Raw genomic sequence first — 25,786 nt, forward strand, 5'->3', positions numbered from 1 at the left:
GGGACCTGTGCCGATCTCAACTCTCAAACCAACGATTGGGGAAAACCCCTTCTGATGGCGCCAGGCGCCGTCAGATCGTGACAACAGGGTTTTTTATCCGAAATTACGCCGACTTGACGGATGCCATCGACGGTCGCCGTCATTGCCGATACGCCTTCATAGGTTGCAGCGCGGCTTCTGCCTTTTGACAGGCCGCGTTCCGATCTGTGCTGGGGGTTGCGCAGGTCGAACGTATGAGGAGACCTGTCTTGAATTTATTTGAGAATAACAGACGCACGTTCATAAAGGGCTTGTGCCTTATGCCTTTCAGCACAGTTTGCTTCAACGCCGCCTCGGCAGCGCAGGATCGGAAACCGTCTGCCTGGGTCGACACCAACCATTCCGGCAAGGCTGGAGAGCTTGTCGAGGGTGCGCCTGTCTATCGAACGATAGACGAGGCATTGGCAGCGGCTCCCGGAGCCGCGACCCAAACTTGGGTGATCGCGATCAAGCCCGGCCGGTATCGGGAAAAGCTGACGGTGACCAAGCCCAATATCTCGTTTGTCGGGGCAGGACGGGACAGTACCGTCATCACCTTCGATGCCTTTGCCGGGCAGGACAGGCCGGACGGCCAGGGCCAATGGGGAACGCCGGGTTCGGCGACCGTGACCATCCAGGCTCCGGATTTTTCCAGCCGGGGGATCACCATCGCCAACACATTCGATTTTCTGGAAAACGACCGCAGGGACAAAACCAGTTCCGATCGCGTCGGTGCATCGCAGGCTGTTGCCCTGATGCTCGATACGGGCGCGGACAGAAGTCTTTTTCAGGAGGTGGCTCTCACCGGTTATCAGGATACGCTTTTCGCCAATGTCGGCCGCAGCCTTTTTGAAGGATGCCATATCAGCGGCAATGTCGATTTCATCTTTGGCGCAGGCGCAGCCTTCTTCGAACGTTGCAATATCGTCAGCCGTTATCGCGGCAGCGCCGATACGCTTCCCGCCGGCTTTGTCACCGCGCCCAGCACCATGATCGACCAGGAGAGCGGGCTTATCTTCCACAATTGCCGCCTGACCAAGGAAGGCAGCGACATTCCCGCAGGCAGCCACTATCTGGGGCGGCCATGGCATCCGACCAAAACCTTTGCGGAGGGTCGTTATGCCGATCCCAATGCGATCGGCGTCTCGGTATTCCTGAATTGCCATATGGATGATCACATCGCCGAAGACGGCTGGACGGCAATGCAGGGGACGGCCCTGACCGGACCGAGAAAATGGTTCCAGCCGCTGGAGGACGCCCGCTTCTCCGAATATGGCAGCACCGGCCCCGGCGCTTGCATCAATGCCAAGCGCCCGCAGCTGGATGAGGAAAAAGCTGAAATTTACAGCATGGCCAACGTGCTGCAAGACTGGCAGCCGACACCGATGCGATGAGTAGAGCGCGTCAGGGCGGCATTGCTGCCCTGAAGCGAGAGGCTCCTGTGACGGCCGCCTTTCCCGAAAGGCAGGTCGGCGCCAGAGCATTTCCCGACGTAAAACCGGTGCCACTTTTGCTGGAACTGCGCTAAAGCGCGCCGATCGCTTTCAGCTTCTGCAACACGATCTGGTCGGGTTCGCCGGTTTCGGGCAGGCGATAGTGTTTCTGGAAGCGGCGGATGGCGGCCTTGGTCTGGCTGCCGGCGACACCGTCGACTTCAACATCGGTATAGGCGATGTTCGACAGGCCCTTCTGGATCTGCAGCACCATTTGCGAGGCAGGTACGGGATCGGGACGTTTGGGCGTCTGTGCCGGCGAAGTCGCAACCCGGCGCGAGCCGGGGATTTCGGCCGGGGGCGTCATGCCCGGCTGGCGCTCGGAAGAGCGGATTGCGGCGGTGATGGGATCTTCGTTGCGGGCCGGTGCTTTCACCTGCTGGACGTAAGGCTGGGCAGCGGTGCGGCTTGCAGATCTCTGTGCTTCGGCTTTGGGGACTTCCGCCTTTTGCGCATCCGCTCTCGGCGCCTGCCGCGGGATCGGCAGCGGCGTGGCTGCGGCCTGAGCCTGAGACCGTGAAGGCGATTGCAGGACGGCCAGCAGTTCCGGCGTCGCGACACCGCGTTGCGGCAGGCCGGAGGCTTCCTCGAAGAACAGGATGGCGGTTTCGGTGCGCGGTCCCATCAGGCCGTCGTCGGTGCCCTGATAGATGCCGCGACGGGCAAGTTCGCGCTGGATGCCGGCAACAAGCGCCGGATCGCCTGCCGAGGATGCAGGGGCGGATTGCCCCCCTTGCGTCTGGCCGGCGATGATCGAACGGATGTCGTCAACCGGTACGGCTGCCGGAGCCTGTATCGCGGGCTGGGCCACGGGCGAGGCAACGGTCTGGCCCGAAGATGGCTGGCGGGGTGCGGACTGGCTGGATGACGATTGGGCAGGCGAGTTTTGCCCGCCGGAAGGCGCACGCTCTATCCGGAAGGTGGTGACGTCGGCGGGATCTGCCTGACGGGTCTGGCGATAACCGGCAATCGCGTTGGGATCGCGCGCATCGCGGGTAGCGAGGAAAGGCGACAGGTGACCGGCCGGCTGGTACCAGAGCGCGTTTGCTGCAACAAACGAGAAGGCGACGATGAAGGTCGTGGCATAAAGCGTCGCCTTGGGATTGCGGGCGATGGCGCCGCCGATACCGCGTGCGGAACCCGTCGCGCCGTAAAGCACGGCAGAGCCGGTACCCGCAAGGATGCGGGACGGAAGGCTTTGTTCCTTCGCTGTCCGTCGCCCCTTAGGCGATTTTCGCTTCCGCGTGGTCATTCGCACATCCCAGCTGAATTCCAGACCGCTCCATCGCGGTCCCTTCCATCATGGCCTTTTCATCAGAATTCTTCAACTGCACGGTCTTCAGTCGCGGCGGAAACTCCACGGTTTCCACCATTGCGTCTTCAGCATCCGCCGTATCGGGGCCGCCCATCGGCAGCGTGATCGTCACGACCGTGCCCTCGCCCGGACGGCTGGCAATTGCAAACGTACCACGGTGGAGCGCAACCAGTCCCTTGACAAGCGCCAGGCCGAGACCGGTGCCTTCGTAATTGCGGTTATAGCTGTTGTCGACCTGGGTGAAGGGCTGGCCGAGCGTGCCCAGCTTTTCCGCTGCGATGCCGATGCCGGTATCGCTGACGGTGATGACGAGATCCTGGCCGCGCAGCGATGCATCCATCGACACGACGCCGCCGCGATCGGTGAACTTGATCGCGTTGCCGGCAAGATTGATGAGGATCTGCTGCAGGGCGCGGCGATCGGCCAGCACTTCCGGCAGGGCGCGGGAGACGCGTGCGGTCAGCGTGATGCCCTTGTCGCGCGCCTGGAGATCCAGCATGGCGCGGCAGGTTTCGACCGCTTCGGACGCGGCGAAGGGTTCGATCAGCAGCTCGTAGCGGCCGGCCTCGATCTTCGACATGTCGAGCATGGTGGTGACGACGGAAAGAAGATGGCCGCCCGACTGGCGGATGAGGCCGACATATTCGCGCTGGCGGTCGTTTGCCAGCTTGCCGAAATATTCGCCGGCCAGCACGTCGGAAAAACCGAGGATCGCATTGAGCGGCGTGCGCAGCTCATGGCTGACGGCGGCGAGGAAGCGCGATTTCGTCTCGTGCGCGGACCTTGCCTCTTCCTGACGGCTTTCGGCCTCACGGCGCAGCGCATCATATTCGGACACGTCGCGGGCCTGGGCGATCACCTGGACGAGGTTTCCCTCGCCATTGCGGATGGCGGTGAAATCGAAACGGACGAGGATAAACTGGCGCCCGTCGGCAACGGAAGACGTCTTCTGTACCCGCACATCGGTCTCGGCCCGCGAAGCGCCCTGGCGAAGCATGTCGAAAGCCTGGAGAAGCGCGATCTGATCAGAGACATGGACCCGCTCGGCAAGCGTTACGCCGGCGCAATCGCGGATTGCCGAAGGAAAGCTCTGGGCATCACGGCCGCCGACCCTGAGGACCTGACCCTGGGCGTCGAGGGACAACATCAGGCCGGGGCATGTGTCGAAATAGATATCGTCGCTCACGACCATTTGCGGCAACGAACGGGGCCGGGAAAAGGCGATCACGGAGATGATGAGGAATACGGCAACAACCACGGCGGCCCCGACAGGCAGCGCCAGAACCGGCCGCAACAGCGCGGTAAGGCCCAATGGAATGGTGACGAGGGCAACGGCTGCGGTCAGCACCATACGGCGCAGCAATGTGATGTCGGCACCCCGCACCACTTCGCCACCCAGGCGCGCCAGCCAGCGTTCGGCGGTCACGTCGACCACCTCAACAGCCTTCCCGGCAATGTTACCCAATACGCGCACTCAAAACCCTGACACAACTCGTTTTACGCGGTCACATTAGGCTTCCGCGACTTAAAGAAAGGCTAAGAGTGTGTGATTCCCGGCGCGGCCAAAAGACTGCATTTCCGGCTTTGGCACATAAAAGGCCGCACTTCTCCGGTTGTGGTTAACAGGGCGTAAGCGACGGATTTATTTCGTTTTTTCGCTTGGCGTTAACGATTGTGGCAACGAGTGCCGCGCAAAACGCCTTGCCTTTCGGACGCCCGCCCCATTTATGCTTAACGGCATTCGCTAAAGTTTGAACCAAATGCCGTGCGGGACGGCGAAAATGACGGGCATGTGTCGATTTAGGTCAAATTTTAGATAAATCCGAACGGTACCGTCAAAGGGGTATTTGCTTCCCGTCGGTACGGTGGTGTGCAAGAGCGGCACAGACCGGTCCCCCGGCGGAGGCACTCCGCTGTGGATAAGAACAGGTGAGCAAGGCCGGAGCGGCCAGGGTCAGGCAGGACAGGACTATGTGGTTTCTGATCAAGGGAAGTATCTTCTTCGCAGCCGTGCTGGTGGTGCTTTCGTACTTCAGCAACCGGCCGCTTGCAGTGACCGAGGATGCAGGCGCCGTGGAAATGGGCGACGCGATCTCGGTTGCGACCGGAGCCTATAGCTATATTGCCGGCCTGTGTGCCGAAAAGCCGGATGTCTGCGCAAAGGGCGCCGAGACGCTTTCGGCGCTTGGCGTGAGGGCCGCGGAAGGCGCGCATGTCGCCTTCGAACTGCTCGACAGCCATTTTAATACCAAGACTGCCGATGTGGCGCTGAAACAGGATCCCGATCCGACGCCTTTCCCGGCAGATGCCGTGCAGACCCGATCGATCGCCCCGCCTGCCACTCTTTACACGGGTTCGGTGCCCCTGCCGCTGAAGCGGCCCATACAATAGACCGGACATTCTTTGAATTTGACGACTTGCGCCGGGCTCCCAATGCCAACGGTTCCCCGGCGCCTGACTGCCTGCCCAAAATTCAGCGCCTGCTGACGCCGCAAGGAATAAACCCCTTGCGGCGATTTTTTTTGCGCGATGGGGCAAGGGCAAGCAATGCCTCCATGACGGCAATTTTTTCTGTTATCGGCGCGCAAAAGACCTATATGGAAAACATCAGAAAACCACCGGACAAGACCATGGCAGAGCTTTCCCAGATCATCGACGACTTCGCTTTCCTGGATGAATGGGAAGACCGCTACCGCTATGTGATCGAACTCGGCAAGGCGCTGCCGGACCTTGCAGACGACAAAAAGACCGCCGAGTACAAGGTTCAGGGCTGTGCCAGCCAGGTGTGGCTGGTGAGCCATGTGAAGGATGAAAGCGCCGACCCGGTGATGACGTTCGAAGGCGATTCCGATGCACATATCGTGCGCGGTCTGGTCGCCATCGTGCTCGCCACCTATTCCGGCAAGCACGCCTCCGAAATCGTCGCCACCGACGCGATCGACACCTTTAACCAGATCGGCCTGGTCGAGCATCTCTCCTCGCAACGCGCCAACGGGCTGCGTTCGATGGTCAAGCGCATCCGTGAAGAAGCCCGCCTGAAGGCTGCTGCCTAAGTTACGGGAGACGTTCCGCTGCTGCCATAGGCTTCGGCGGCGGGGCGGAAATCTTCCGTGCCCCAGTGATGGTTGTTGCGCCGCATTGTCTGGCGCGGTGGCGGGGCGTAGTGGCGGGCAAGCGCCAGGAGCGCCGTCCTCAGCATCAGCTTGGCGGAGCGCACCGGCCATTGCCGTTCCCGCTCTACCAGTTCCAGCCCCTTGCCGAAACAGCAGACATCGGCGGCAACGCCAGCAAGCTCGGGTCCCATCGCCTCCATCGCGCGGCCAAAACGCCGGCGCGCCTCGATGGCGCTTGCTGCAATATCGGCAAGACCACCCGCCTCCCCCTTGCCACGTGAGGAAAGCCGCGGCTCCCAGGAGGAGGTGATGCGCGGCTGCAGCTGGGCGCGGGTAAAATCATCCAGCAGCCGTTCGCCGGCATCGATGGCTTGCGGCGGAAAGAAAGCAGCCCCCGCTTTATCCTTCAGACGGGAAATGCTCGAAAGCGGCGACTCGTCGAGATTGCGGCTGACCTTCTGGCGGGCACCATCGATCTCCACCGTGGTCTCGACGAGATCGCCATGCTGGCCGGCGAAACCATGCCCCTCCTCCATTCCCGCCGCGACCAGCGTGCGGCGGAGAAAACTACGGGCTTCGCCAGTCGCCTGCACGATGCCGGCCGATCGGCGCACGAGGCCGAGCGATACCGCATGGCCGAGCAAAGCTTCGGGATAGGAACGGCATTCCGGGCCAAGATGGAGGATGCCATCCGTGCCCGCCACGATTGCCAGTCCGGCCTTTCCTACGCCGAGTGCGTGGCGAACCAACCGCGTGAGGCTTTTTGTCGAAATAGCGTGCGGTGCGGATGCCGGCTCTGCCCCGGTGATCCCCCGTTTGGCCTTCGATGTCTCAGTCATGACCGCCCCCGATAAGATCCGAGGACTGGAACACGGCGGTCGCTATGCGCTCGATCGCCGAAACAAATTCGTCGAAGGCGACATCATCTCGCCGGTCCTCGACCACATGGCAGGCATGGCCGACAGTGGTACGGTCCCGGCCGAAAGCGGCGCCGATATCGCTGAACGACATCCTGAGCGCCACATGGCAGACATACATGGAAATCTGCCGGACATGGCAGGATGGCCGTCGCCGTTCGCTGCGGACGATGACCCGGTCGCTCAGCAGCGAGATCGTTTCCGCCGTGATCTGGCTGACGATGCGGCAGACAATGCGTGCCGGAAGGCTTGCAGGATAGGTCGGGCTGGCATCAGCCAGCAGCGGAACAGCGCCGATGTTGTAAGCAAGCGTATCAGGGCGGTTCCTGTTCGCTGGTGCGCCCTTAAGTGTCGAAGTCTCAAAAGGCATGACAACTCCTTATCGAATAGGAATTAATTCATACACCTTGAAGACGAGCGGGGAATGCAGCTTATGGCCGTTTTTTATTGCATTGTTGAAAATGCTGTTCTTTTTTTGTTCTGACGCGAGATAAATAGGATTTATTTCCTCTTCCCGTCCCCGCTTTTCCGGGAAGCGATAGATTGAGGACGGGGCCCGAGAACCAACCGGATACGCAAAAGCCGGGCGATGGCCCGGCTTTTCGTGGCGCCACAGGGCGCACAGATTGCCAAAGCAAACTCGGCGATATCGGACCGCGTTGATTGCCTCAACTTTTACTTCTGTGCAATTCCGAAGGAAAATCCGGCCAGCACCTTCAAGGGAGCAGCGGTTTTACCGAAATTGCTTTTGGCCGGACAAAGCCCGGCCAGCATCTGCAGATCAGTTGCGGGCGCGCTTGCGGCGCTGGCCCAGACCCATTTCCTTGGCAAGACGCGAACGGGCTTCGGCATAGGCCGGAGCGACCATCGGATAATCGGCCGGCAGGCCCCACTTTTCGCGGTATTCATCCGGCGTCATGTTGTAATGGGTCATCAGGTGGCGCTTCAGCGACTTGAACTTCTGACCGTCTTCGAGGCAGATCAGATAATCTTCCTCGATCGACTTCTTGATCGGCACCGGCGGCTTCGGCTTTTCAACCGCTGTCACGACCGGGGTCGGGGAGGATGTGCCGCTCAATGCGGTATGCACGTCCGCGATCAGGTTTGAGAGATCGCTGACGGGAACTACGTGGTTACTCACATAGGCAGCCACGATATCTGCGGTGAGTTCCACCAGCAGCTCGGGACCCTTGCCCAGTGCCATATCTGTCATTTCCTGTCTCCTGTTCGACTTTAATACGGGGCCAGCCGCGACCTCCGCGGCTGTTTCCGTAGTCGAGCGATGGCGACGAGAACCCAAACTTCGCGCAGCGTCCAAAGACAGAAGCCTACCCCTAAGCCTCCTGCGGGAAAAACGGATCGTCACCAGATGCTGCATGTAGCCTCCGCAAACCGCATATTCGTCCAGTTTATCCGAAGCGGCCTTATCAAGACCGATCTAATTCAGATAAATACGCGGTAAAACGTTAGTCTACAACAGCATCATTGCTCTACTTCTATTCAATTATCACTACAATCTGGAAAGTCCAATTGCGAAATCTAGTAATGCTGAGTGAATTATCGGCGAATATCGCATATTTCTGACATTTATTGCTGGCAATAAGGCTATTTTACAATCATCGCGCGCTTATAAATACCGTCTGAAAAACTTTATTCATTGTTGACCGGCGACATTTCGTTGCAGGCAGACTGATTCGCCATGGAATAGCCAGCCCTCAATGAGGCCATCGCCAGCAAATGCGCGGATACCGGGGCCGTGAGCACGAAGAAAAAGAAGCCTGCAAGCGCCCGCGCGAGCACCGCGATATCGCCGGAATGAAGACCAACGGCAAGCAAAAGCAAGCCTGATCCCACCGTTCCGGCCTTGGATGCCGCATGCATCCTGGAGTAGATATCGGGCAGACGGTTGAGACCGATTGCCGCAACCAGGGCGAAAGCCGAACCTGCAAGTATCAGGACAGAGGTCAATAGCGCCACAACAAGCTCCATCATTGCCCCTTACCCGGTTTGGTCGTTTTTGGTGATTTTGCCGGCCAGGCCGGTTTGCCTGATGTTTTTGCGGCAGTTTTTCCGGCGGTTTTACTTGCGGTTTTGCCTGTCGTCTTTTTAGTTATTTTGGCGGATTGCTTGCGTGGCCCGGTTTCATATGTCGTCTCAGAAACGGCCACCGCCTCCTTGACTGCGCCGGACAAGATAAAGCGGGCGAAGGCGACGGTTGCCAGGAAGCCGACCAGACCAAGCGCGATGGCAATATCGATATAGAGCGTGAAGCCGGTGCGAATGGCGATCAGCGCGATGAAACCGATGACGATGCCGACCAGCATATCCAATGCGACGACGCGATCGGGCAATGTCGGCCCCTTCACAACCCGCCAGACCGTAGCCATGAAGGCGGTGGCGAGCAGGAGAAGCGCGATCCAGATCGATGTGTGGAGGATCGTCTGCGCAATATTCATCGGAAGGCCTCGATGATCTTGCGCTCGAAACCGTCGGCGATCTCCCGTTTTGTCGCCTCGACATTCGAGCAGTCGATGGCGTGGACGTAAAGAAACTTCCTGTCCTTCGACACGTCGACCGACATGGTGCCGGGCGTCAACGTGATGAGATTGGCGAGAAGCGTGATCTCGAAATCCCTATCGACGGTCAGCGGAAAGGCGAATATGCCGGGCTTGACGTCCATATTCCGGCGGGTGACGAGCACGGCCACTTTCCAGGCCGACAGAGCCAGTTCCTTGAAGAAGAGAAGGACCAGGGACAGGATACGGCCGAGACGGAGGAGATAACCGGTGGCGCTCATCTCGTCGCGGACGATCCAGAGGGCCGCGGCCGCGAGCGCGAAACCGAAGACCAGATTGTGGATCGTGGCGCTGCCGGTGATCGCAACCCAGATGATCGCCAGCATCAGCGACAGGACGTAGATGATCATGGCACCAATCCTCCCGGAAAGACCGAACGGATATAGGCCGACGGATCGGCAAGGCCATCGGCGGCCGCCTGGCTGAGTGCAAGCAAAGGTTCGGGATAGAGGCCGAAGACAAGAACGAGCGTCGCCAGCGCTCCGATCGGCAGGGCCGTACGCCAGTCTGTTGCCGTCGCGGCTTCGCCCTCCCCGCCCGGCGCCGGCCGCCAGTAGGCCAGAAGAAACACGCGGGCAAGCGCCAACGTGACGAGGAAGGCGGAGACGAGGATCGCCGCTGCCAGCCACCAGGCACCGATATCGAGCGAGGCCTTTAACAGCATGATCTTTGGCCAGAGGCCGGAAAACGGCGGCAGGCCCGAAGCGGCCAGTACCAGCGCCAGCGACCCTGCTGAAAACCACGGGGCGCGGCCCCACAATCCGCCGAGACGCGACAGTTCGAACGTACCAGTCAGCCGCCCCGCCTCGCCGAGGACCAGATACAGCGCCGTCATGGTGACGATCGAATGCAGCGCATAAAGGATCGCGCCGCTGACGGCGACCGATGAGCCGATCGCGACACCCGCCAGCATGTTGCCGATGCCGACGATGACGACATAGCCCACCATGCGGCGCAGATCGTTCTGGGCAAGCGCCCCGAGCGCGCCGAGGATCATGGTCAGCACAGCCGAGGTTGCGATGACGAGGCTCAAGGCCTCGCGTTCGACCGGCAGCAGCATGATCGTGACGCGGATCAGCGCATAGATGCCGACCTTGGTGAGAAGGCCGCCAAACAGGGCGGACACGGTGATGCGCGGGGTATGATAGGAGGCGGGCAGCCAGAAATTCACCGGGAATGCGGCCGCCTTCATGCAGAAGGCGAGCACGAACAGCGCCGTCAGCGTCATCAGCGGCGCCGCATCCTCCGTCATTCCGCGGATAGAACCTGCCTTTCGGGCGATATCGGCCATGTTGAGAGTGCCGAAGATCGCATAGAGGTAACCGACGGTGATGAGGAAGAGCGTCGTGCCGATGAGGTTGAGGATGGCGTATTTCAGCGCGCCTTCGATCTGCTTCGGTTCCGAGCCTAAAATCAGCAGGCCGAAGGAAGAGATCAGCAGGACCTCGAACCAGACATAGAGGTTGAAGATATCGCCGGTGAGAAATGCGCCGGACACGCCGGCCATCAGCAGCATGAGGAAGGCGAAGAAACCGTGGCGCAACCCGCTCGCGTCGATATCGCGCAGCGAATAAATGGCAGCCAGCAATGCCGCGATGGCCGCGGCAAGCGCCATCACAGCGCCGAAAATGTCGGCGGTGAAGGATATGCCGAAGGGAGGCAGCCAGCCGCCCATGGTCATACTGACCGGCCCTCGTGTAGAGACCTGCCAGAGCAGCAGCGCATCCAGCACAACGAGCAGGGCAAGCGCCGTGATCGCGATGACCGCATGCAGGCGGACCGACTTTCGGATCATCATCAGCGTGGCGCCGGTGAGGATCATCAGCGCGGTCGGCAGAATGACGAGCCAGTCGGAAAGCGCCGGTGCTGTCGTGACCATGGCGGCGGCGAGGTCGATGGAGGCGAAGGAAGAGGCCATCAGATGGGGCCTCCCTGTTTCGCGTCCCGTCGGTGGCAAGCAGTGTTTTCCAGCACGCACATCAACTCAATACCCCATCGGCGGAAGCGGTTCGTCGAGAGGTTCGGCGAGACGCATTTCGTCGGTACTGTCGGTTCCGAGTTCCTCGAAGGCACGCCAGGTCAGCACCAGCAGGAAGGCGAAGAAGGAAAACGAGATGACGATCGCGGTCAGGATCAGGGCCTGCGGCAACGGGTTGGCAGCTCCGGCGGCAAGCGTGGACGTATCAGCGGGAATGATCGGTGGGACTTCGCGGGTGATACGGCCGGCGGTGAACAGCAACAGGTTCACGCCGTTGCCGAGGAGCACGATGCCGAGCAGGATGCGGATGGTGAATTTCGACAGCATGAGATAAACGGCGGCGGTGAAGAAAAGGCCGATCAGGGCGACGAACAGGACTTCCATCAGCGTGAGCCCTCGTCGTGTGCGCTGCCGTTTTCCGGTTCGGTTTCGAGTGCCAGCGCAATCGCCGTGATGGCACCGACGACGACGAGGTAAACGCCGATATCGAAGGACATGACGGTCGAGAGCGGCACTTCCACACCGAGAATATCCGGATAGACCCAGAGCCCGCTCATGAACGGAACGCCGGCGATCAGGGAGGCGAGCCCGGACATGGTTGCCAGAAACAGGCCGGCACCGGCAATTGCCATCGGATGGAAACGGATCGCCCGCTGCACGGCTCCCGGTCCATGGGCGATGCCGAAGATCGCCAGCGCCGAGGCAGCGATCAACCCGCCGATAAACCCGCCACCCGGCTCATTATGGCCGCGCAGGAGGACGAAGACGGAAAAGAGCAGCATGAGGGCGGTGATGACGGGGGCGGCCGTGCGCAGGATGAGAGTGTTCATGGGGCGCCATGCTCCGGGCCAAGCGGGTAATTCGTCATGCTCATCCCTCGCCTCTCTTCCCCACCCGCAGCTTGAGCAGCGCCAGAACGGCCAGCCCGGTGATCATCACCACGGCGATTTCGCCCAGCGTATCCGTCCCGCGGAAATCGACGATAATGACATTGACGACGTTGGCGCCGTGGGCGATCGCCTTGGAATAGGCGTCGAAGAAATCCGTCATAAACGGATCGAGCGGGCGACCGACCGATTTCAGCAGCATGAGCGCGAAACCGAGGCCGCAGGCGATGGCGATGGTCGCGTCCAGCACGACCTGACCTGCCGGCCGGTGATCGCTGACCGACAGCCGCAGCCGGGTCATGACAAGGGTCAGGATGACAACCGAAAGCGTCTCGACCATGAACTGGGTGAAGGAGAGATCCGGCGCACCGAACAGAAGGAAGATCACCGCCACGGCAAAGCCCTGAATGCCGAGCGATACGATCGCGGTCAGGCGATCGGCGGCACGCAGGACGGCGATGATGCCGAGTGCCGCAATGACGAAGAAGGCCGCCTCCTGAACCAGAAGACCGGTCGGCCATGCGGGCATGTCCGGCAGTTCGTCGAAAACGAACAACGGCACGAGCAGAGTCAGGGCCACGAGAATGAAGGTGATGGTGATGTAGATTTCCAGCCGGCCGGGCTGAATGATGCGCATCAGGCCGGCCGAAAAGCGGACAAGGCCTGTGACCATATGATCGAACCAGCGGTCCGGCCCCGGCCCCAGGCTTTCCAACATCTGCGCCATCAGCCAGCGGGCACGCTCGAGCTGCCAGTAGATCAATACACCGATTGCCAGCGTGAACACGGAGAGCGCCAGAGGCAGGCCGAGATGCGGGATGGTGGTGATCGTCACCACGGTCGGCTCGTCGATGATGGCGCTTGCCATCGGTGACGAGAGATAGGCATGCAGAAGCGGGGAAAACACGCCGAAGACAATGCCGAGTGCTGCCAGCACGACAGGGCCGAGCCAGAGGGTGATCGGCGCCTCATGCGGGTGACGCGGCGTGTTCTTCCGCTGACCGATGAAGGGTTTCAGGCCGACGGCAAGGGCAATGGCCACCATCAGCGCATTGCCGGCCAGCGCCGCACCGGTGAAAAAGACGGCGCGCGGATTGCCGGCCGCGAGCGCCGCATAGATTTCCTCCTTGGCGAGGAAACCGGCAAAAAGCGGCAGGCCGGCCATGGAGCAGGCGGCAAGAAGCGCTGCTGCGAAGGTGACCGGCATGGCGTGACGAAGACCGCCGAGCAGGGGCAATTCTCGCGTGCCGGTCTCGTGGTCGACAGCGCCTGCGACCATGAACAGCGCACCCTTGAACAGCGAATGGGCGACGAGATAGAGCACCGCCGCCTCGATGGCATGGGGGGAGCCGAAGCCGGTCAGCATCACCAGAAGGCCGAGCGAGGCCATGGTCGTATAGGCGAGCATCAGCTTGAGATCGGTCTGGCGGATACCTATCAGCGCGCCTGTGATCAGCGTCACTCCGCCGAAAAAGGGAAGCAGGATTTCCCAGGCGGGTGTGCCGCCGAGAACCGGGTTGAGCCGCATAAGAAGATAGACGCCGGCCTTCACCATTGTCGCAGAATGAAGATAGGCCGAGACGGGAGTGGGTGCCTCCATCGCATTCGGCAGCCAGAAATGAAACGGAAATTGCGCCGATTTGGTGAAGGCACCGCCAAGCACCAGAAACAGGGCCGGCAGGTAGAACGGGCTCATCTTCAGTGCATCACCGAGATGGACGAGCAGCGACAGCTGGGTGACACCGGTGACGTTCCAGAGGAAAACCAGACCGGCCAGCAGCGACAGTCCCCCTGCCCCCGTCACGACCAGCGCCTGCAGCGCGGCCCGGCGTGCGGCCTCCCGCTCATGGTCGAAGCCGATCAGCAGGAAGGAGGCGATCGAGGTGAGTTCCCAATAAACGAACAGCATCAGAAAGCTGTCGGACACGACGAGGCCGAGCATGGCGCCCATGAACAGCAGGATGAAGGACAGGAACCGCCCGAGATGGCGGTGGCCCTTCATATAACCGCCGGAATAGATGACGATCAGGGTGCCGATGCCGGTAATCAGCAGCGCGAAAGTGAGCGACAGGCCGTCGATGAACCAGGAGAAGGACAGGTTGAGGCTGGGCGCCCAGGCATATCCGCCGGTGACCACTTCGCCGGCCGAAATCTCGCCCAGGAACCGGCAGAAATGAAGGAAGGACAGTGCCGGTGCGAGCGCGATGATCCAGGCAGCCTTGTCGCCAAGGCGCGAGACAAGGAAGGGAGCCAGCAAGGCGGCCACAAACGGCAGGAAGAGCGCAATAAACGTCCATGCCGGCGCGCTGGCGGCCATAGTCTCTCCTCACCCCTCGCACGGCCGATCATCGAACGCGTATGGTTCTCTTAAGTGAAACGGACGGGTGCCTCAAGCACAACCGGACGGGACGATGCGACAGGCATCTTTATTCACAGCGTTGCGATGCCTATCTATGGTGCAAACGAAAGGAACCGTCATGTCCTCGACTGCGACACCCAAGATTTCCAAAACCGATGCCGAATGGCGCGAAGAACTGACGCCCGAGCAATTTTACATCCTGCGCCAGGCAGGTACGGAGCGCGCCTTTAGCGGCCCTTACTGGAACGCCAAGGAAAAAGGCATCTACAGCTGCGCCGGATGTGGCGAAGACCTGTTCGTCTCCGACACCAAGTTCGATTCCGGCTGCGGCTGGCCGAGCTATTTCGAGGCGGTGAAACCGGATGTGATCACCGAAATCCGTGACACGTCGCATGGAATGGTGCGCACAGAAGTGCGCTGCGCCAATTGCGGCGGCCATCTCGGCCACGTTTTCCCCGACGGCCCGCCGCCGACCGGCCTTCGCTACTGCATCAACGGCCATTCGATGAATTTCACCCCGGTGGAATGAAACACGATCCTATCACCGGCAGGCCACGGTGAACTCAGTCAATAGAGAGTTCAGGTCTGCCGGCTGTTCAAGCGGCACATAGTGGCCGCTCCCTTTTATCACATGCAACTTTCCATTCGACGCCATTTCGGCCTGGGCAGCGCTGGTTTTCAAACCTGGCGCGGGATCCTGGTCGCCGCTTACGATTGCAACCGGACAGGACAGTCGGCTGAGGAGATCGGCCCGACCGGGACGCGTATGGAAAACATCGGTGCCTCTGGCGAGATCTTCGCGAGATTGCCGCATCATCATCCCGTAGGCTGAAGCAAGCACAGTTTCGGGGGTATCTGGATGGAAAAATGGCCGCCAGTAGCGTTTCCATGCCGCATCCCGCCCCTCCTCGCGGATCACGCGAAGAGCTTGCGCGTGGAACAGTGGATCTGCGCGACGGTCAGCCTTGGTACCGATAAGCACCATGCCGGCAACACGTTCGGGCGCCAGGTTTGCGATTTCCAGAGCACAGGATCCGCCCACGGAGCAGCCGACGAGAACAAGCCTGCTACTCTGCGTCAGCGATAGTGCCGCCTCGGCCCATTCCGTCACGGTCTCACCAGATCTGTAAAGCGTGGGCGCAATGCTTTTGGCACCGAGTGCTTCTCGTTGCCCATCCCACATGTAGCCGTCGAGCGGCAGCGCGTGGAGAAAAAGAATTTCAGGTTCATCCACGGCGCAGCTTCCCGAAACGCGCTAGCCGATCACTTCGACCGAAAACGCGAACCTCGCCTTTTCACCGGCTGGCAGGATTTTGGTGTAGGGGCGCTTTGCCATTTCCGCCGAACCTCCCGCCTCAGCCGCCGTGCCGTGCCAAGGCTCGACGCAAAGGAAAGGTGCGCCGAGTTTCTGCCAGAGCGCCAGAGTGGGCAGGTTGTCAAAGGCGAATTTCAGGCTCGGGCCGCCTTCGGCTGCATAGGTCAGCCCCTCGCCGGCACCTTCGGCGAAGATCATCGCATCGGCCTCGAACAGTTCGTGTGCGAGCGTCAACTCGCCCTTCGAGAAAGGCGATGGCAGCTTGTCCCGGGTGACGAGCCCATCCTCCAGCCGGGTCAGCAGCGGTTCAGCGCCGTTATCGAGCGCTATCGTATGCGGCTTGCCTTCGGCGCCCGGCAGCGGCCAGAGGAAGGCCGGGTGAAAGCCGAGGCCGAAGGGCATCGGGCAACTGTCGGGGTTTTCCACTTCGGCCGTCACCACCAGTTTTCCGCCATCCAGCGAGTGCGTGAGCGAGAGGAGAAAATCGAAAGGATAGATTTTTCGGGTTGCGTCGGTGCTTTCGAGCTCGAAACGGCAGGCGGTGGTGCTGGCATCGGCCAGCACCCACTCGGCCCTGCGGGCAAAACCGTGTTGGCCCATCTCGTAGGAGGCGCCATCGACGGCGATATGATTGTCCGGCGCCTTGCCGACGATCGGGAACAGGATCGGCGAACGGCCGGTCCAGAAGGCCGCATCGCCGTTCCACAGCCAGTCCCGGCCATCGGTCGTCTGCAGCGACTGCATCTCGGCGCCGAGCGAGGAAACTTCGACGACAAGTTCATCGCTGGTGATGCGGACGATATCGGGCATGCGGCGTTCCTCCAGATGGAATCAATGCGACATATTTGCCCGACATGCGTTGAGGTTCAATGACGACCGGAACGTCTCAAGCGGATCAGTCGTCGAAATCCATGGCAAGCGTGGTTGCCTTATGCGCCTCCAGTTCCGCCAGACGGCCTTCAAGTGCCGCCTTGATCGACGGATAGGTGGAGCCCCCAAGCGCCAGACGCAGAGGCGGATTATCCCGGTCGGCATATTCGATCATCGCATCCGCCATTTTGTCCGGGTCTCCCTTGATGTCGAAGCCGCCGCTGAAGATCGCGTCACGGACCTGGCCTGCGGGTGTATCGGCGTAGATATCCATCGGCTCTGCAATGGAGAGACCCTTGCCGAAATCCGTGCGTGTCGGGCCGGGTTCGACGATGGTGAACCTGATGCCGAAAGGCGCTACTTCCTTGGCGACGGCATCGACGAAACCTTCGATACCCCATTTGGTGGCGTGATAGAGCGAGAAGCTGGGATAGGTGATCTGGCCGCCTTCCGACGCCACCTGCTGGATCAGACCGCCGCCCTGGGCCCGCAGATGCGGCAGCGCCGCGCGGATGATCTGGATAGAGCCGATCAGGTTGGTATCGACCTGCCGGCGGATTTCCTCGTCGCTTAACTCTTCCGCCGCGCCGAACAGGCCGTAACCGGCGTTGTTGACGACGACATCGATGCGGCCGAGTTCGGCGAAGGCGCGGTCGACCGTGGCGCGGATCGCGTCCTGATCGGTGAGGTCGAACCCGGCGATCCACAACCGGTTGCCATAGGTCTCGCGAAGATCGTCCAGCGCATCCATGCGTCGCAGGGTGGCGGCGACGCGGTCGCCACGGGCCAGAAGCTTTTCGGTCAAAAGGCGGCCGAAACCGGAAGATGTGCCGGTAATGAACCAGGTCTTGGACATGGGTATTCTCCTTTGCTGCGCGGTCGGGAATTCGGTTTTGGCCACGCTTTCTGCAACAGAAGATAAACTCTGCTCACTCATGCTATAAGTCGTTCAATTACGCATAACCCGGTGAATTTTTTCCATGAATGAAAAACCGACGCTCAGCGATCTTTCTGCCTTCACCACGATCATCGCGCATCGCAGCTTTCGAAAGGCGGCCGAGGAACTCGGGCTTTCACCCTCTACGCTCAGCCATATGATGCGCGGGCTGGAAACGCGGATGGGCGTCAGGCTTCTGAACCGCACGACCCGCAGCGTTTCCCCCACAGAGGCCGGCGAGCGATTGGCGGCAAAGCTCGGACCGGCCCTGCGCGAGCTTGATGCGGCGCTGGAAGCGGTCGACGATTTTCGCGGCGGGCCGAGCGGGACGATCAGGATCAACACCAGCAGCATCGTTATCCGCAGGCTGCTTGAAAACGCGGTTCCGACGTTTCTTGCCCGCTACCCGGATGTGGCGCTGGATCTGGTCAGCGACGGGCGGCTGATCGACATCGTCGCCGACGGGTTCGATGCCGGGATCCGGCTGCGCGAATCCGTGCCGCAGGACATGATCGCCATCGCTTTCGGTGGCCCTGCCCGTTTCGTCACCGTCGCTTCGCCGGATTATATCGCATCCCGCGGAGAACCCTCGACACCACAGGAGCTTTCGCAGCACGCCTGCATAAGGTTAAGAATGCCAAGCGGAAAGCTTTACCGCTGGGAATTCGAGCGGCGCGGAGAAGAGACGGTGGTGGATGTCTCCGGCCCGCTGACGCTCGACGATACCGAGCTGATGGTCGAGGCTGCGGCCTCCGACCTCGGCATTGCCTATGTGCCGCAGCATCTGGCGCAAGACTATCTGCGGCAGGGAAGACTGGTAGCTGTGCTTTCCGACTGGTGCCCCGAGATCGACGGCCTGTGCCTCTATTATCCGGGGCACCGGCACGTACCTGCCGGATTGCGCGCCTTCATCGACATATTGAAGGAGATCGACGGGAAGCTCAGTTCTTCTCTGCCGGCACCGAATATTGCGCATCCGTCACCGGCTCCAGCCAGTCGGCGGTGACGCCGCCCTCGGCTTCCTGAATGGCAATATGGGTCATGGCCGTCTGCGGACCCGCGCCGTGCCAGTGTTTTTCACCCGGCGCGAACCAGACGACATCGCCCGAGCGCAACTCGCGCACCGGCCCGCCTTCGGTCTGGGCACGGCCGAAACCGGCGGTGACGATCAGCGTCTGGCCGAGCGGATGGGTGTGCCAGTTGGTGCGGGCACCGGGTTCGAAGGTGACGCTTGCTGCGCGCACCCGTGCCGGTTCGGGTGCTTCCATCAGCGGATCAAGCCGCACCGTGCCGGTAAAATAGTCCGCCGGCTGCTGTTTCGAAGCTTGCGAGCCGTTGCGCCTGATATCCATGTCGGGTGTCCCTCTGTGCCAAGTGTCGAAGGGGATATAGGGCGAACCCGCGGAAGCACAGCGCGAAAATACGCAGATTTCCAGCTCGGCTAAGGATCCTTGGGAAACAAGACTTTCTCGTGATCCTGGGCGGCGTTGAGGATATGCAGGATATAAACCGTGTCTTCGATGACGTGATAAAAGATGGCGTAGTTTTTAAACGACAGACGGCGAATTCTAGAATCTTCATGTCCCGGAATAAGCTGATAGCGGAAGGGCATATCCTTGAGGCGCAGGCAGCGTTGGCCAATCTCGCGGACGAAAGTTATAGCACGCGTCGGGTTGTCCTGCTCGATATAGGACCAGATCCTATCGAGCTCCCGGTAAGCCTGCGGCGTGAAAACCACCTCCACGCTTGCTGCCCTCTATGCAGACCGCTTTTTCATGCGTTCAGCATAACGCGCCTCGAATTCGGCCATGACCTCTTCGATCGGCGTGCCCAGGCCGGCTTCGGACTCGGCGAGGCCACGAGCCAGCGCCGCGTTGAGTTCGGCAAGCCGCTGCTCCTTGAATGCCAGAAGCCGGACAGCTTCCTTCAGCGCGGCGTCGCGGTTTTCATAACGGCCGGACTTCACCAGCTCTTCGATATAGTCTTCCGGGTCTTTTCCGAGATTTGTAGCGTCGCTCATGTCGGTTGCTCCAGCTAACAGAAAGATATCAGCGGGCACGCGGGTTATCAATGTGGCGTATCAGACCTTGGAAAGCTTCAGTTCCATGCAGGTCAGGTCCAGCCAGCGGCCGAACTTGGTGCCGACTTCGGAGAATTTTCCGGCGATGCGGAAGCCCAGCGCGTTATGAAGCGCGATCGACGCCTCGTTCTCCGCTTCGATCGCGGCGATCATCACATGCACGCCGTTCGATGCGGCGCGGGCGATCAGTTCTTCCATGAGCTTGCGGCCGAGCCCATGGCCGCGGAAGGACTTGTGGACATAGACCGAGTGTTCGACGGTAAAACGATAGCCGTCAAAGGCACGCCATTCGCCATAGGATGCATAACCGGCAACCTCGCCATTCAACTGCGCCACAAGCACGGGAAAGCCCTTCGCCTTGCGGGCATCGAACCAGGCGCGACGGTTTTCGATATCGACCAGCGTCTCGTTCCAGATCGCCGTCGTATTGGCGACGGCGTCGTTGTAGATCTCCATGATACCGTGCAGATCGGCCTGGGCGGCATCGCGGATAATAGGCGTGTTGCTCATTATATCGTCCATTATAGTAGCTTTCTGTCCACTTTATCAGACGACGGAATTCTGTCGAGGGTAATCGCTGAGGCGTTGCGGACGGTAGGTCAAGGAATTCAGAGGCTGCCAGTCAGGCTGAAACAGGTCATTACAGCGCCATAGTGAACGGCAGCGGCTGCGACGACAAAACCATGCCAGATGGCATTCTGAAAACGCAGCTTTTCCCAGATGTGAAAGATGACGCCGAGCGAATAGATCAGCCCGCCGATGACGATCAGCGCAACGGTCACGGGCGGAAGATATTGCGACACCTCGTCCATCACCACGACACCGCTCCATCCCATGCCGAGATAAAGAAGGATGGCCAGCTTGTCGTAACGACCGGGGAAGAGGCATTTCAGCGACACGCCGACGATGGCGGTGATCCAGATGGCGGCCAGCATTGCGGCGATCCAGGGATCATGCGCCGCGCCGCGCTGCAGAAAGGGCGTGTAGGTGGCAGCGATCAGGATGAAGATCGCCGAATGATCGAGCCGGCGCAGCAGCCATTTGGTGCGGGAATGCGGCCAGATATTGTAGGTGAAGGAGACCGACAGGCAGAGGATCAGCCCGAGCCCGTAAATCCAGGCAGCGGCGATCTCGCCATAGCTCGACCAGACGGTGGCGTAGAAGATCAGCGCGGTGGCACCGACCAGGGCAAAAACGATGCCTATCCCGTGGACGATACCGTCCGCGATGATCTCATGCAGATCGTAACACCGTCCGAAATTGAAGAAATCGCTCATGCCAAAGGTCGTCTCCGTCTATCGACAGAATGCTTGGCACCGTTCAGGAACGCAAGACGTGCGCATCCCAAACGGCGTCACATTCGGTTTCGGCATGTAAATCCGAAGTGTTCGCTTTTCAGAAGAACGGAAGTGCCTCAGCGGTCGATCAGCACCGAGCACTTGGCGTGGCGCACGATGCGGTCGGCGGTGGCGCCGATGATGTAGTTCGTCAGATCCGGAACGTGCGAGGCGATGATGATGAGGTCGGCCTTGGATTCTTCGGCGGCGGCCAAAATTTCCCGCGCCGGTGCGCCCTGGCGGATCTCGATATCGGCCTTGATGCCGACCTTGTCGCGAAGCTCGGTCAACTCGGTCTCGGCCGTCTTGCGCGCATCGACGAGCATGTCCACCGAAAGATCCGAGACGACATAGGCCGGCAGTTCCTCGACGATGTTGACCATCAGGATACGGCCACCGGCGGCAGACAATTGCTTGGCCTGATTCAAAATCCGTTCGGCTTTTTCCGCCTGTGCAATATCGACCGCGACTAGGATTGTCTTATACATCTGTATCTCCCTTCAACAGTTAAGCATTTTTGCCCAGCTTACACCCGGCGCCTTGATTCGCATCAAGCTTCACTGTCCACATTTTCTGAACGAAGCTTCTCCTATTTTTCGACTTTCGTGAACGATAAGGATCGGCGATATTTCGTCATCGCGGCTTTGCCGCCGCAGACGATTGCGGCCTCCAAACCCGCCCGGAGATTATCTATGAGCAACTCTTCTGAAGCAGCATTCGCCCTGACACGTCCGGCCCATGTCGGCCGCGCGCATCTCGTTGTCACCGATCTCGATACAGCCTCGAAATTCTATCAGGAGATCATCGGTCTTTCGGTGATGGAAAAAAGCGCCAGCGGCGTGCTGCTCGGCGCCCACGGGCGCCCGCTTTTGCAGCTCACCACCGGCAACGGCGTTACCCGCGCATCACGGCAGGCGGCCGGATTGTTTCATACCGCCTTCCTGATGCCGAACCGCTCGGAACTGGCCCATTGGCTGGCCAATGCCGCCCACAAGGGTGTGCAGCTCGACGGCGCGTCGGATCATCTGGTCTCGGAAGCGCTCTACCTGTCCGACCCGGAAGGCAACGGCATCGAAATCTACCGGGACCGCACGCCGGATGAATGGACCTATTTCCCGGATGGCACGGTGCAGATGTCCACCGACCGGCTGAACCTGCAGGCGCTTTACGATTCGGCACCACAGACGGCGTGGAACGGCATGGCGCCGGGCACATCGGTCGGCCATATCCATCTGCAGGTCGGCGATATTCCGCAGGCGGACGCCTTTTATCGCGACGTGCTGGGACTGAAGATCATGGCGCGTTATCCCGGTGCAAGCTTCTTTGCCAGCGGCGGTTACCACCACCATATCGCGGCCAATATCTGGAATAGCCGCGGAGCCCAGGCCCGCCAGGACAACATGACCGGTCTTTCCGATTACACAGTGCGCTTCAATGACGGTGAGGCGCTGACCAAGGCCCTTGCAGCGCTGGAAACGCAGGAGATCGCCACCACCAAGACGGGTGAAGGTTATGCGCTGAAAGATCCCTGGGGCATCGGCCTGACGCTCGCGGCCTGACCTGACATTTCAGGTCTGCCCGGCAGAATTAGCAAAAAGCTAATAAACACTCGGCGTTCCGGAACCGGAGCGCCGTTTTTGCGTTCTGTGGCAGGTTCGGGGCTATCAGGGAAAAACATGACAACGATCAGCGCGCGCGGCAGTGCCAAGCCGAAGAAGCATTTCGTGGACTTCTCATCTCGCCGGCGCGAGGCATTCGCGCTCGTCGAGGAAGAGGATGCGGATGCGGTAGACACTGCGACGCTCGGCCGCGACGCTCTCGAAGTGGCCATGGCCTGGGCCGTGATCGGCATTTTCGCGATCGTCTTTTTCGCCATCCTTCACTACATGGCATTGATCCTCATTCCGGTGACTTTGGCGGTCGTCGTGGGCCTGATCCTTGGGCTTTTAGCAGACAAGCTGGGGCGTGCCGGCGTGCCGCGCTTCGGTATCGCCGTGATCCTCTCGTCGGCTGTTTTCCTCGTGCTGTTTCTGATCGCCAATGCTCTTGCGGAGCCGGTTGCGACGCTTCTGCGGGAAGGCCCCAATTTCGCCGAGCGCTCCTATGACCGTCTGATGCCTTTCCTCCAAAGCCAGCATTGGCTGAACATCTCGCCGGCCACGTTCCAGACCGGTACGATGTCGATGGACAAACTGCTCGAAAACTCCACCAATATCCTGGGTGTCGTCACCTCAAGTCTGACCCCCGCGATTATTCAGGGCATGATCTTCTTCGCCGCACTGCTGCTGTTTCTTTATGGACGGCTGAGGCTGCGCAAGACGATCATCATGGCGTTTCCGCGTCGCCGCCAACGGCTGATCGCAATCCGCCTGCTGAACTCGGTCGACCAGGTGCTCGGTTATTATTTCGCGACCGCCAGCGTGGTCTATTTCTGCCTCGGCATCGTGATGACGCTGATCGCATATCTCTGCGGGCTCAGCATGCCGGTGCTGTGGGGCATGTTTGCGTTTCTGTCGAGCTTCATTCCCTTCCTCGGCATTACGCTGATGACCATCTCGGTGGCGATCGCAGGCATCCTCACCCATGACGCGATCCTGCTGGCGCTGCTGCCCGCCTTCCTGTTCTTCACGGTGCATCTGGCCATGGAGAACCTGATCTTCCCGGCGATCATGGGCCGGCAGTGGGAGATTAACCCGTTCGTCGTTTTTCTCGCTATCCTGTTCTGGACCTGGATGTGGGGAGCCGTCGGCGCGATGCTGGCCCTGCCGCTGTCGCTGATATTGATGACGGTGCTGACGGAACTGTTTCCCGAGCGAAAGGCGACGCCTAACCTGCCGGGCTGAAACTCCCCCAATTGCCCGTCCTCCAGACACTCGAAAGAAGCCGTATTGAGCTCTTCAGACCTGAGTTTTCACGACACCGATCATGACGACCTGACGACCGGGAGAGCGCCATGGGGTTATCGTCAGGTGCCGCCGGACCGTCAGGCGCTGACAGAAAGCATCAAGACCGATGTCGCCATCATCGGCGGCGGCATTACCGGATCGCTGATGGCGGAGCATCTGTCGCGCCTTGGCCGCCGGGTGGTCGTCATCGACCGCGAACAGCCGGGCTTCGGCAGCACGCGGGCCAGCACCGCCATGCTACAATGGGAAACGGATTCTTCGCTCACGGAGCTTACCAATCTCTACGGCTTCGAGACGGCGGCGAATGTCTATCGCCGGAGCTATGCAGCGGTTGCCGGGCTGATGGAACTTGTGGCGGCGCACCGTATATCCTGCGCATTCCAGCCGCGCCCGACGCTCTATATCGCCGCCGGGGATATCGGCGAAAAGGAACTGCGCGAGGAGCTGGCCTTGCGCCACCACGCGGAGCTTCCGGGCGAGCTGTTGTCCTATACGTCGCTTCGCCGGGAGTTCGGTTTCGATCGCGAGGCGGCAATCCTGTCTCCCGGCTCGGCCGAGGCCGATCCACTGTTGCTGAGTTGGGCGCTACTGCAGGCCGCCAGAGGTTTTGGCGCGCAGATTATCGATGCAGATGCCGTCAAGTTCCATGACGAAGGCGGGCGTGTTCTGGTCGAGACGTCCGGTCCGCATGTCATCGACGCAGCCCATGTCGTGCTTGCGACCGGGTATATAATGCCGCATTTCGTCATGCCGGCGTGCCACAGGATCTCGTCCAGCTTCGCGATATCGACGCTACCGCAACAGCCGGATCATCTATGGCCGCGGCGCGCACTCGTCTGGGAAGCGAGCGAGCCTTATCTCTACATGCGAACGACGGCGGACAACCGCATCGTCATCGGCGGTGAGGATGAGGAGATCGCCGATCCGCAGGTTCGCGATGCGATGCTTGCGGACAAGGTGCTGCGCCTGCGGGAAAAACTCACCCGGATATGGCCTGAGGCGAATGCGGAGATTTCGCATGCATGGTGCGGGGCCTTCGGCGAGACGTCGGACGGCCTGCCATTGATCGGGCCGGTTTCCGGCGCTTCGAACATCTATGCCGCCTACGGATATGGCGGCAATGGCATCACCTTTTCCTATCTCGCCTCCCGCATGATCGCGGCGATGATATCGGGCGAGAAGCAAGCCTGGTTCGAGAGCTTCGCGCTCGACCGGAATGTCAGCGCTCAGTCGTAGAGATAATACTTGTCCCACAGATCGCGCGTGACCTTCGAGCCGATCGTGTAGTCGAATGACATCACCGTCAGGCCGGCCTCTCCGGTTTCGCACTTGAACTTGAGACGGTACCAGTCCCCGGCACTGCGGAACACGGCGCCCGGCGCCTTCAGCTTGTTTCCATCCTCGACCGGATCGGAGAACGTGTAGGCGATCACCTTGTCGGGGCGGAATTCGCCGGTCTTGCGGATCTGGTCCATCGCCTCCATGTCGCAACGCTGTTCGCGCCGCTCATCCGGGTCCAGGGCGTTCAATTGCCTGGTGACGCGCGCATCCAGCGCGTGGGCCGCAGACGCGGAAAACAGGGCGAGAGCCATCACCGACAGCTGTTTCTTCATGTGATCCCTACTCATATCGACTTGGATGCGCGGAAACTAGGAGACGTGCATCCGATTGACCACCAACCAAAA

The 25,786-nt window shown here is 60.5% G+C and carries 31 protein-coding genes; 9 read left to right on the plus strand and 22 right to left on the minus strand.

The features are described from left to right. Positions 1-299: 299 nt before the first annotated feature. Positions 300-1,412, plus strand: coding sequence for a pectinesterase family protein (locus FHP24_RS05505; protein WP_180355902.1), 1,113 nt, complete (start codon positions 300-302; stop codon positions 1,410-1,412). Continuing rightward, complete coding sequence (locus FHP24_RS28655) at positions 1,409-1,546, plus strand: hypothetical protein (protein ID WP_180355903.1); 138 nt, start codon at positions 1,409-1,411, stop codon at positions 1,544-1,546. The genes FHP24_RS05505 and FHP24_RS28655 overlap by 4 nt, the downstream gene beginning before the upstream one ends. Here FHP24_RS28655 and FHP24_RS05510 read toward each other — a convergent pair. Both FHP24_RS05510 and FHP24_RS05515 read right to left on the minus strand, forming a co-directional pair. Next, a complete protein-coding gene (locus FHP24_RS05510; protein ID WP_139673964.1) occupies positions 1,543-2,763 on the minus strand; it encodes a peptidoglycan-binding domain-containing protein in 1,221 nt (406 codons plus the stop codon). The two genes, FHP24_RS28655 and FHP24_RS05510, sit on opposite strands and share 4 nt — an antisense overlap. Then, a complete protein-coding gene (locus tag FHP24_RS05515) occupies positions 2,735-4,300 on the minus strand; it encodes a sensor histidine kinase (protein ID WP_394344596.1) in 1,566 nt (521 codons plus the stop codon). The genes FHP24_RS05510 and FHP24_RS05515 overlap by 29 nt, the downstream gene beginning before the upstream one ends. A gap of 497 nt (positions 4,301-4,797) precedes the next feature. On the opposite strand from FHP24_RS05515, the gene FHP24_RS05520 reads away from it, so the two are divergent. Together FHP24_RS05520 and FHP24_RS05525 are read left to right on the plus strand one after the other, a co-directional pair. Beyond that, the gene (locus tag FHP24_RS05520; protein WP_139673967.1) at positions 4,798-5,217 is read left to right on the plus strand and encodes a DUF5330 domain-containing protein; all 420 of its coding nucleotides are present in this window, start codon (positions 4,798-4,800) and stop codon (positions 5,215-5,217) included. Positions 5,218-5,456: 239 nt separating this feature from the next. Beyond that, complete coding sequence (locus FHP24_RS05525) at positions 5,457-5,879, plus strand: SufE family protein (protein WP_139676148.1); 423 nt, start codon at positions 5,457-5,459, stop codon at positions 5,877-5,879. Here FHP24_RS05525 and FHP24_RS05530 read toward each other — a convergent pair. The 10 genes from FHP24_RS05530 to FHP24_RS05575 all read right to left on the minus strand — a co-directional run bounded on the left by FHP24_RS05530 (position 5,876) and on the right by FHP24_RS05575 (position 14,614). Beyond that, positions 5,876-6,778 (minus strand): DUF6456 domain-containing protein, encoded by a 903-nt coding sequence (locus tag FHP24_RS05530; protein ID WP_246091610.1) that lies wholly within the window; start codon positions 6,776-6,778, stop codon positions 5,876-5,878. The two genes, FHP24_RS05525 and FHP24_RS05530, sit on opposite strands and share 4 nt — an antisense overlap. Continuing rightward, on the minus strand, positions 6,771-7,226 hold the full coding sequence (locus FHP24_RS05535; protein ID WP_246091611.1) for a helix-turn-helix domain-containing protein: 456 nt from the start codon (positions 7,224-7,226) through the stop codon (positions 6,771-6,773). Before FHP24_RS05535 ends, FHP24_RS05530 begins: the two co-directional genes overlap by 8 nt. Before the next feature lie 411 nt (positions 7,227-7,637). Beyond that, complete coding sequence (locus tag FHP24_RS05540; protein WP_139673970.1) at positions 7,638-8,069, minus strand: MucR family transcriptional regulator; 432 nt, start codon at positions 8,067-8,069, stop codon at positions 7,638-7,640. 437 nt (positions 8,070-8,506) lie between these two features. Further along, entirely contained in the window at positions 8,507-8,848 is a 342-nt protein-coding gene (mnhG, locus tag FHP24_RS05545) for a monovalent cation/H(+) antiporter subunit G (protein WP_139673973.1), read from the minus strand. After that, positions 8,845-9,312 carry a cation:proton antiporter gene (locus FHP24_RS05550; protein ID WP_139673976.1) on the minus strand — a complete coding sequence of 156 codons (468 nt, stop codon included), beginning with the start codon at positions 9,310-9,312 and terminating at the stop codon, positions 8,845-8,847. The genes mnhG and FHP24_RS05550 overlap by 4 nt, the downstream gene beginning before the upstream one ends. Next, complete coding sequence (locus FHP24_RS05555) at positions 9,309-9,782, minus strand: Na+/H+ antiporter subunit E (protein WP_139673983.1); 474 nt, start codon at positions 9,780-9,782, stop codon at positions 9,309-9,311. The genes FHP24_RS05550 and FHP24_RS05555 overlap by 4 nt, the downstream gene beginning before the upstream one ends. Further along, on the minus strand, positions 9,779-11,350 hold the full coding sequence (locus tag FHP24_RS05560) for a Na+/H+ antiporter subunit D (RefSeq protein ID WP_139673985.1): 1,572 nt from the start codon (positions 11,348-11,350) through the stop codon (positions 9,779-9,781). The genes FHP24_RS05555 and FHP24_RS05560 overlap by 4 nt, the downstream gene beginning before the upstream one ends. A gap of 66 nt (positions 11,351-11,416) precedes the next feature. Continuing rightward, positions 11,417-11,794, minus strand: coding sequence for a Na+/H+ antiporter subunit C (locus FHP24_RS05565; protein ID WP_139673987.1), 378 nt, complete (start codon positions 11,792-11,794; stop codon positions 11,417-11,419). Then, complete coding sequence (locus tag FHP24_RS05570; protein WP_139673990.1) at positions 11,794-12,240, minus strand: Na+/H+ antiporter subunit B; 447 nt, start codon at positions 12,238-12,240, stop codon at positions 11,794-11,796. Before FHP24_RS05570 ends, FHP24_RS05565 begins: the two co-directional genes overlap by 1 nt. A 40-nt stretch (positions 12,241-12,280) precedes the next feature. Further along, entirely contained in the window at positions 12,281-14,614 is a 2,334-nt protein-coding gene (locus FHP24_RS05575) for a putative monovalent cation/H+ antiporter subunit A (RefSeq protein WP_139673993.1), read from the minus strand. A 160-nt stretch (positions 14,615-14,774) separates the two neighbouring features. Between FHP24_RS05575 and msrB the strand changes: the two genes are divergently transcribed. Then, the gene (gene msrB / locus FHP24_RS05580; protein ID WP_139673996.1) at positions 14,775-15,185 is read left to right on the plus strand and encodes a peptide-methionine (R)-S-oxide reductase MsrB; all 411 of its coding nucleotides are present in this window, start codon (positions 14,775-14,777) and stop codon (positions 15,183-15,185) included. 12 nt (positions 15,186-15,197) lie between these two features. On the opposite strand, the gene FHP24_RS05585 is transcribed toward msrB, so the two are convergent. The 3 genes from FHP24_RS05585 to FHP24_RS05595 all read right to left on the minus strand — a co-directional run bounded on the left by FHP24_RS05585 (position 15,198) and on the right by FHP24_RS05595 (position 17,697). Beyond that, complete coding sequence (locus FHP24_RS05585) at positions 15,198-15,890, minus strand: alpha/beta fold hydrolase (RefSeq protein ID WP_139673999.1); 693 nt, start codon at positions 15,888-15,890, stop codon at positions 15,198-15,200. Positions 15,891-15,911: 21 nt separating this feature from the next. Then, positions 15,912-16,781 (minus strand): aldose 1-epimerase family protein, encoded by an 870-nt coding sequence (locus tag FHP24_RS05590; protein ID WP_139674002.1) that lies wholly within the window; start codon positions 16,779-16,781, stop codon positions 15,912-15,914. Positions 16,782-16,866: 85 nt separating this feature from the next. Beyond that, positions 16,867-17,697 (minus strand): SDR family oxidoreductase, encoded by an 831-nt coding sequence (locus FHP24_RS05595; RefSeq protein WP_139674005.1) that lies wholly within the window; start codon positions 17,695-17,697, stop codon positions 16,867-16,869. Positions 17,698-17,821: 124 nt separating this feature from the next. On the opposite strand from FHP24_RS05595, the gene FHP24_RS05600 reads away from it, so the two are divergent. Continuing rightward, the gene (locus FHP24_RS05600; protein WP_139674008.1) at positions 17,822-18,784 is read left to right on the plus strand and encodes a LysR family transcriptional regulator; all 963 of its coding nucleotides are present in this window, start codon (positions 17,822-17,824) and stop codon (positions 18,782-18,784) included. Here the strand turns inward: FHP24_RS05600 and FHP24_RS05605 are convergent. From FHP24_RS05605 to FHP24_RS05630, 6 genes are all read right to left on the minus strand, one after another. Then, positions 18,720-19,130 (minus strand): (R)-mandelonitrile lyase, encoded by a 411-nt coding sequence (locus FHP24_RS05605; protein WP_139674011.1) that lies wholly within the window; start codon positions 19,128-19,130, stop codon positions 18,720-18,722. The two genes, FHP24_RS05600 and FHP24_RS05605, sit on opposite strands and share 65 nt — an antisense overlap. Before the next feature lie 89 nt (positions 19,131-19,219). Further along, positions 19,220-19,522, minus strand: a complete 303-nt coding sequence (locus FHP24_RS05610; RefSeq protein WP_139674014.1) for a type II toxin-antitoxin system RelE/ParE family toxin — start codon at positions 19,520-19,522, stop codon at positions 19,220-19,222. Between the two features lie 12 nt (positions 19,523-19,534). Beyond that, a complete protein-coding gene (locus tag FHP24_RS05615) occupies positions 19,535-19,798 on the minus strand; it encodes a type II toxin-antitoxin system ParD family antitoxin (protein WP_139674018.1) in 264 nt (87 codons plus the stop codon). Positions 19,799-19,858: 60 nt separating this feature from the next. Beyond that, positions 19,859-20,368 carry a GNAT family N-acetyltransferase gene (locus tag FHP24_RS05620; protein ID WP_139674021.1) on the minus strand — a complete coding sequence of 170 codons (510 nt, stop codon included), beginning with the start codon at positions 20,366-20,368 and terminating at the stop codon, positions 19,859-19,861. Between the two features lie 98 nt (positions 20,369-20,466). Beyond that, on the minus strand, positions 20,467-21,135 hold the full coding sequence (gene trhA / locus FHP24_RS05625) for a PAQR family membrane homeostasis protein TrhA (RefSeq protein ID WP_139674024.1): 669 nt from the start codon (positions 21,133-21,135) through the stop codon (positions 20,467-20,469). A 137-nt stretch (positions 21,136-21,272) separates the two neighbouring features. Continuing rightward, positions 21,273-21,683: a universal stress protein gene (locus tag FHP24_RS05630; protein ID WP_139674027.1), complete on the minus strand. Its 411-nt coding sequence runs from the start codon at positions 21,681-21,683 to the stop codon at positions 21,273-21,275. Between the two features lie 204 nt (positions 21,684-21,887). Here FHP24_RS05630 and FHP24_RS05635 point away from each other — a divergent pair, with 204 nt between their 5' ends. The 3 genes from FHP24_RS05635 to FHP24_RS05645 all read left to right on the plus strand — a co-directional run bounded on the left by FHP24_RS05635 (position 21,888) and on the right by FHP24_RS05645 (position 25,337). Next, positions 21,888-22,754: a VOC family protein gene (locus FHP24_RS05635; protein ID WP_139674030.1), complete on the plus strand. Its 867-nt coding sequence runs from the start codon at positions 21,888-21,890 to the stop codon at positions 22,752-22,754. A 117-nt stretch (positions 22,755-22,871) separates the two neighbouring features. Further along, complete coding sequence (locus tag FHP24_RS05640; protein WP_139674034.1) at positions 22,872-24,038, plus strand: AI-2E family transporter; 1,167 nt, start codon at positions 22,872-22,874, stop codon at positions 24,036-24,038. Between the two features lie 45 nt (positions 24,039-24,083). Then, a complete protein-coding gene (locus FHP24_RS05645; RefSeq protein WP_139674038.1) occupies positions 24,084-25,337 on the plus strand; it encodes an NAD(P)/FAD-dependent oxidoreductase in 1,254 nt (417 codons plus the stop codon). On the opposite strand, the gene FHP24_RS05650 is transcribed toward FHP24_RS05645, so the two are convergent. Further along, a complete protein-coding gene (locus FHP24_RS05650) occupies positions 25,328-25,714 on the minus strand; it encodes a DUF930 domain-containing protein (protein WP_139674041.1) in 387 nt (128 codons plus the stop codon). The genes FHP24_RS05645 and FHP24_RS05650 overlap by 10 nt on opposite strands. Positions 25,715-25,786 lie beyond the last annotated feature (72 nt).

This window comes from Aliirhizobium smilacinae (genome assembly GCF_006335145.1).
Taxonomy (GTDB): domain Bacteria; phylum Pseudomonadota; class Alphaproteobacteria; order Rhizobiales; family Rhizobiaceae; genus Neorhizobium; species Neorhizobium smilacinae.

Coding starts and splice junctions, on each gene's coding strand:
- FHP24_RS05505 (WP_180355902.1), top strand. CDS start 300: ATGCCTTTCAGCACAGTTTGCTTCAACGCCGCCTCGGCAGCGCAGGAT.
- FHP24_RS28655 (WP_180355903.1), top strand. CDS start 1,409: ATGAGTAGAGCGCGTCAGGGCGGCATTGCTGCCCTGAAGCGAGAGGCT.
- FHP24_RS05510 (WP_139673964.1), bottom strand. CDS start 2,763: ATGACCACGCGGAAGCGAAAATCGCCTAAGGGGCGACGGACAGCGAAG.
- FHP24_RS05520 (WP_139673967.1), top strand. CDS start 4,798: ATGTGGTTTCTGATCAAGGGAAGTATCTTCTTCGCAGCCGTGCTGGTG.
- FHP24_RS05525 (WP_139676148.1), top strand. CDS start 5,457: ATGGCAGAGCTTTCCCAGATCATCGACGACTTCGCTTTCCTGGATGAA.
- FHP24_RS05530 (WP_246091610.1), bottom strand. CDS start 6,778: ATGACTGAGACATCGAAGGCCAAACGGGGGATCACCGGGGCAGAGCCG.
- FHP24_RS05535 (WP_246091611.1), bottom strand. CDS start 7,226: ATGCCTTTTGAGACTTCGACACTTAAGGGCGCACCAGCGAACAGGAAC.
- FHP24_RS05540 (WP_139673970.1), bottom strand. CDS start 8,069: ATGACAGATATGGCACTGGGCAAGGGTCCCGAGCTGCTGGTGGAACTC.
- mnhG (WP_139673973.1), bottom strand. CDS start 8,848: ATGATGGAGCTTGTTGTGGCGCTATTGACCTCTGTCCTGATACTTGCA.
- FHP24_RS05550 (WP_139673976.1), bottom strand. CDS start 9,312: ATGAATATTGCGCAGACGATCCTCCACACATCGATCTGGATCGCGCTT.
- FHP24_RS05555 (WP_139673983.1), bottom strand. CDS start 9,782: ATGATCATCTACGTCCTGTCGCTGATGCTGGCGATCATCTGGGTTGCG.
- FHP24_RS05560 (WP_139673985.1), bottom strand. CDS start 11,350: ATGGCCTCTTCCTTCGCCTCCATCGACCTCGCCGCCGCCATGGTCACG.
- FHP24_RS05565 (WP_139673987.1), bottom strand. CDS start 11,794: ATGGAAGTCCTGTTCGTCGCCCTGATCGGCCTTTTCTTCACCGCCGCC.
- FHP24_RS05570 (WP_139673990.1), bottom strand. CDS start 12,240: ATGAACACTCTCATCCTGCGCACGGCCGCCCCCGTCATCACCGCCCTC.
- FHP24_RS05575 (WP_139673993.1), bottom strand. CDS start 14,614: ATGGCCGCCAGCGCGCCGGCATGGACGTTTATTGCGCTCTTCCTGCCG.
- msrB (WP_139673996.1), top strand. CDS start 14,775: ATGTCCTCGACTGCGACACCCAAGATTTCCAAAACCGATGCCGAATGG.
- FHP24_RS05590 (WP_139674002.1), bottom strand. CDS start 16,781: ATGCCCGATATCGTCCGCATCACCAGCGATGAACTTGTCGTCGAAGTT.
- FHP24_RS05595 (WP_139674005.1), bottom strand. CDS start 17,697: ATGTCCAAGACCTGGTTCATTACCGGCACATCTTCCGGTTTCGGCCGC.
- FHP24_RS05600 (WP_139674008.1), top strand. CDS start 17,822: ATGAATGAAAAACCGACGCTCAGCGATCTTTCTGCCTTCACCACGATC.
- FHP24_RS05605 (WP_139674011.1), bottom strand. CDS start 19,130: ATGGATATCAGGCGCAACGGCTCGCAAGCTTCGAAACAGCAGCCGGCG.
- FHP24_RS05615 (WP_139674018.1), bottom strand. CDS start 19,798: ATGAGCGACGCTACAAATCTCGGAAAAGACCCGGAAGACTATATCGAA.
- FHP24_RS05620 (WP_139674021.1), bottom strand. CDS start 20,368: ATGAGCAACACGCCTATTATCCGCGATGCCGCCCAGGCCGATCTGCAC.
- trhA (WP_139674024.1), bottom strand. CDS start 21,135: ATGAGCGATTTCTTCAATTTCGGACGGTGTTACGATCTGCATGAGATC.
- FHP24_RS05630 (WP_139674027.1), bottom strand. CDS start 21,683: ATGTATAAGACAATCCTAGTCGCGGTCGATATTGCACAGGCGGAAAAA.
- FHP24_RS05635 (WP_139674030.1), top strand. CDS start 21,888: ATGAGCAACTCTTCTGAAGCAGCATTCGCCCTGACACGTCCGGCCCAT.
- FHP24_RS05640 (WP_139674034.1), top strand. CDS start 22,872: ATGACAACGATCAGCGCGCGCGGCAGTGCCAAGCCGAAGAAGCATTTC.
- FHP24_RS05650 (WP_139674041.1), bottom strand. CDS start 25,714: ATGAAGAAACAGCTGTCGGTGATGGCTCTCGCCCTGTTTTCCGCGTCT.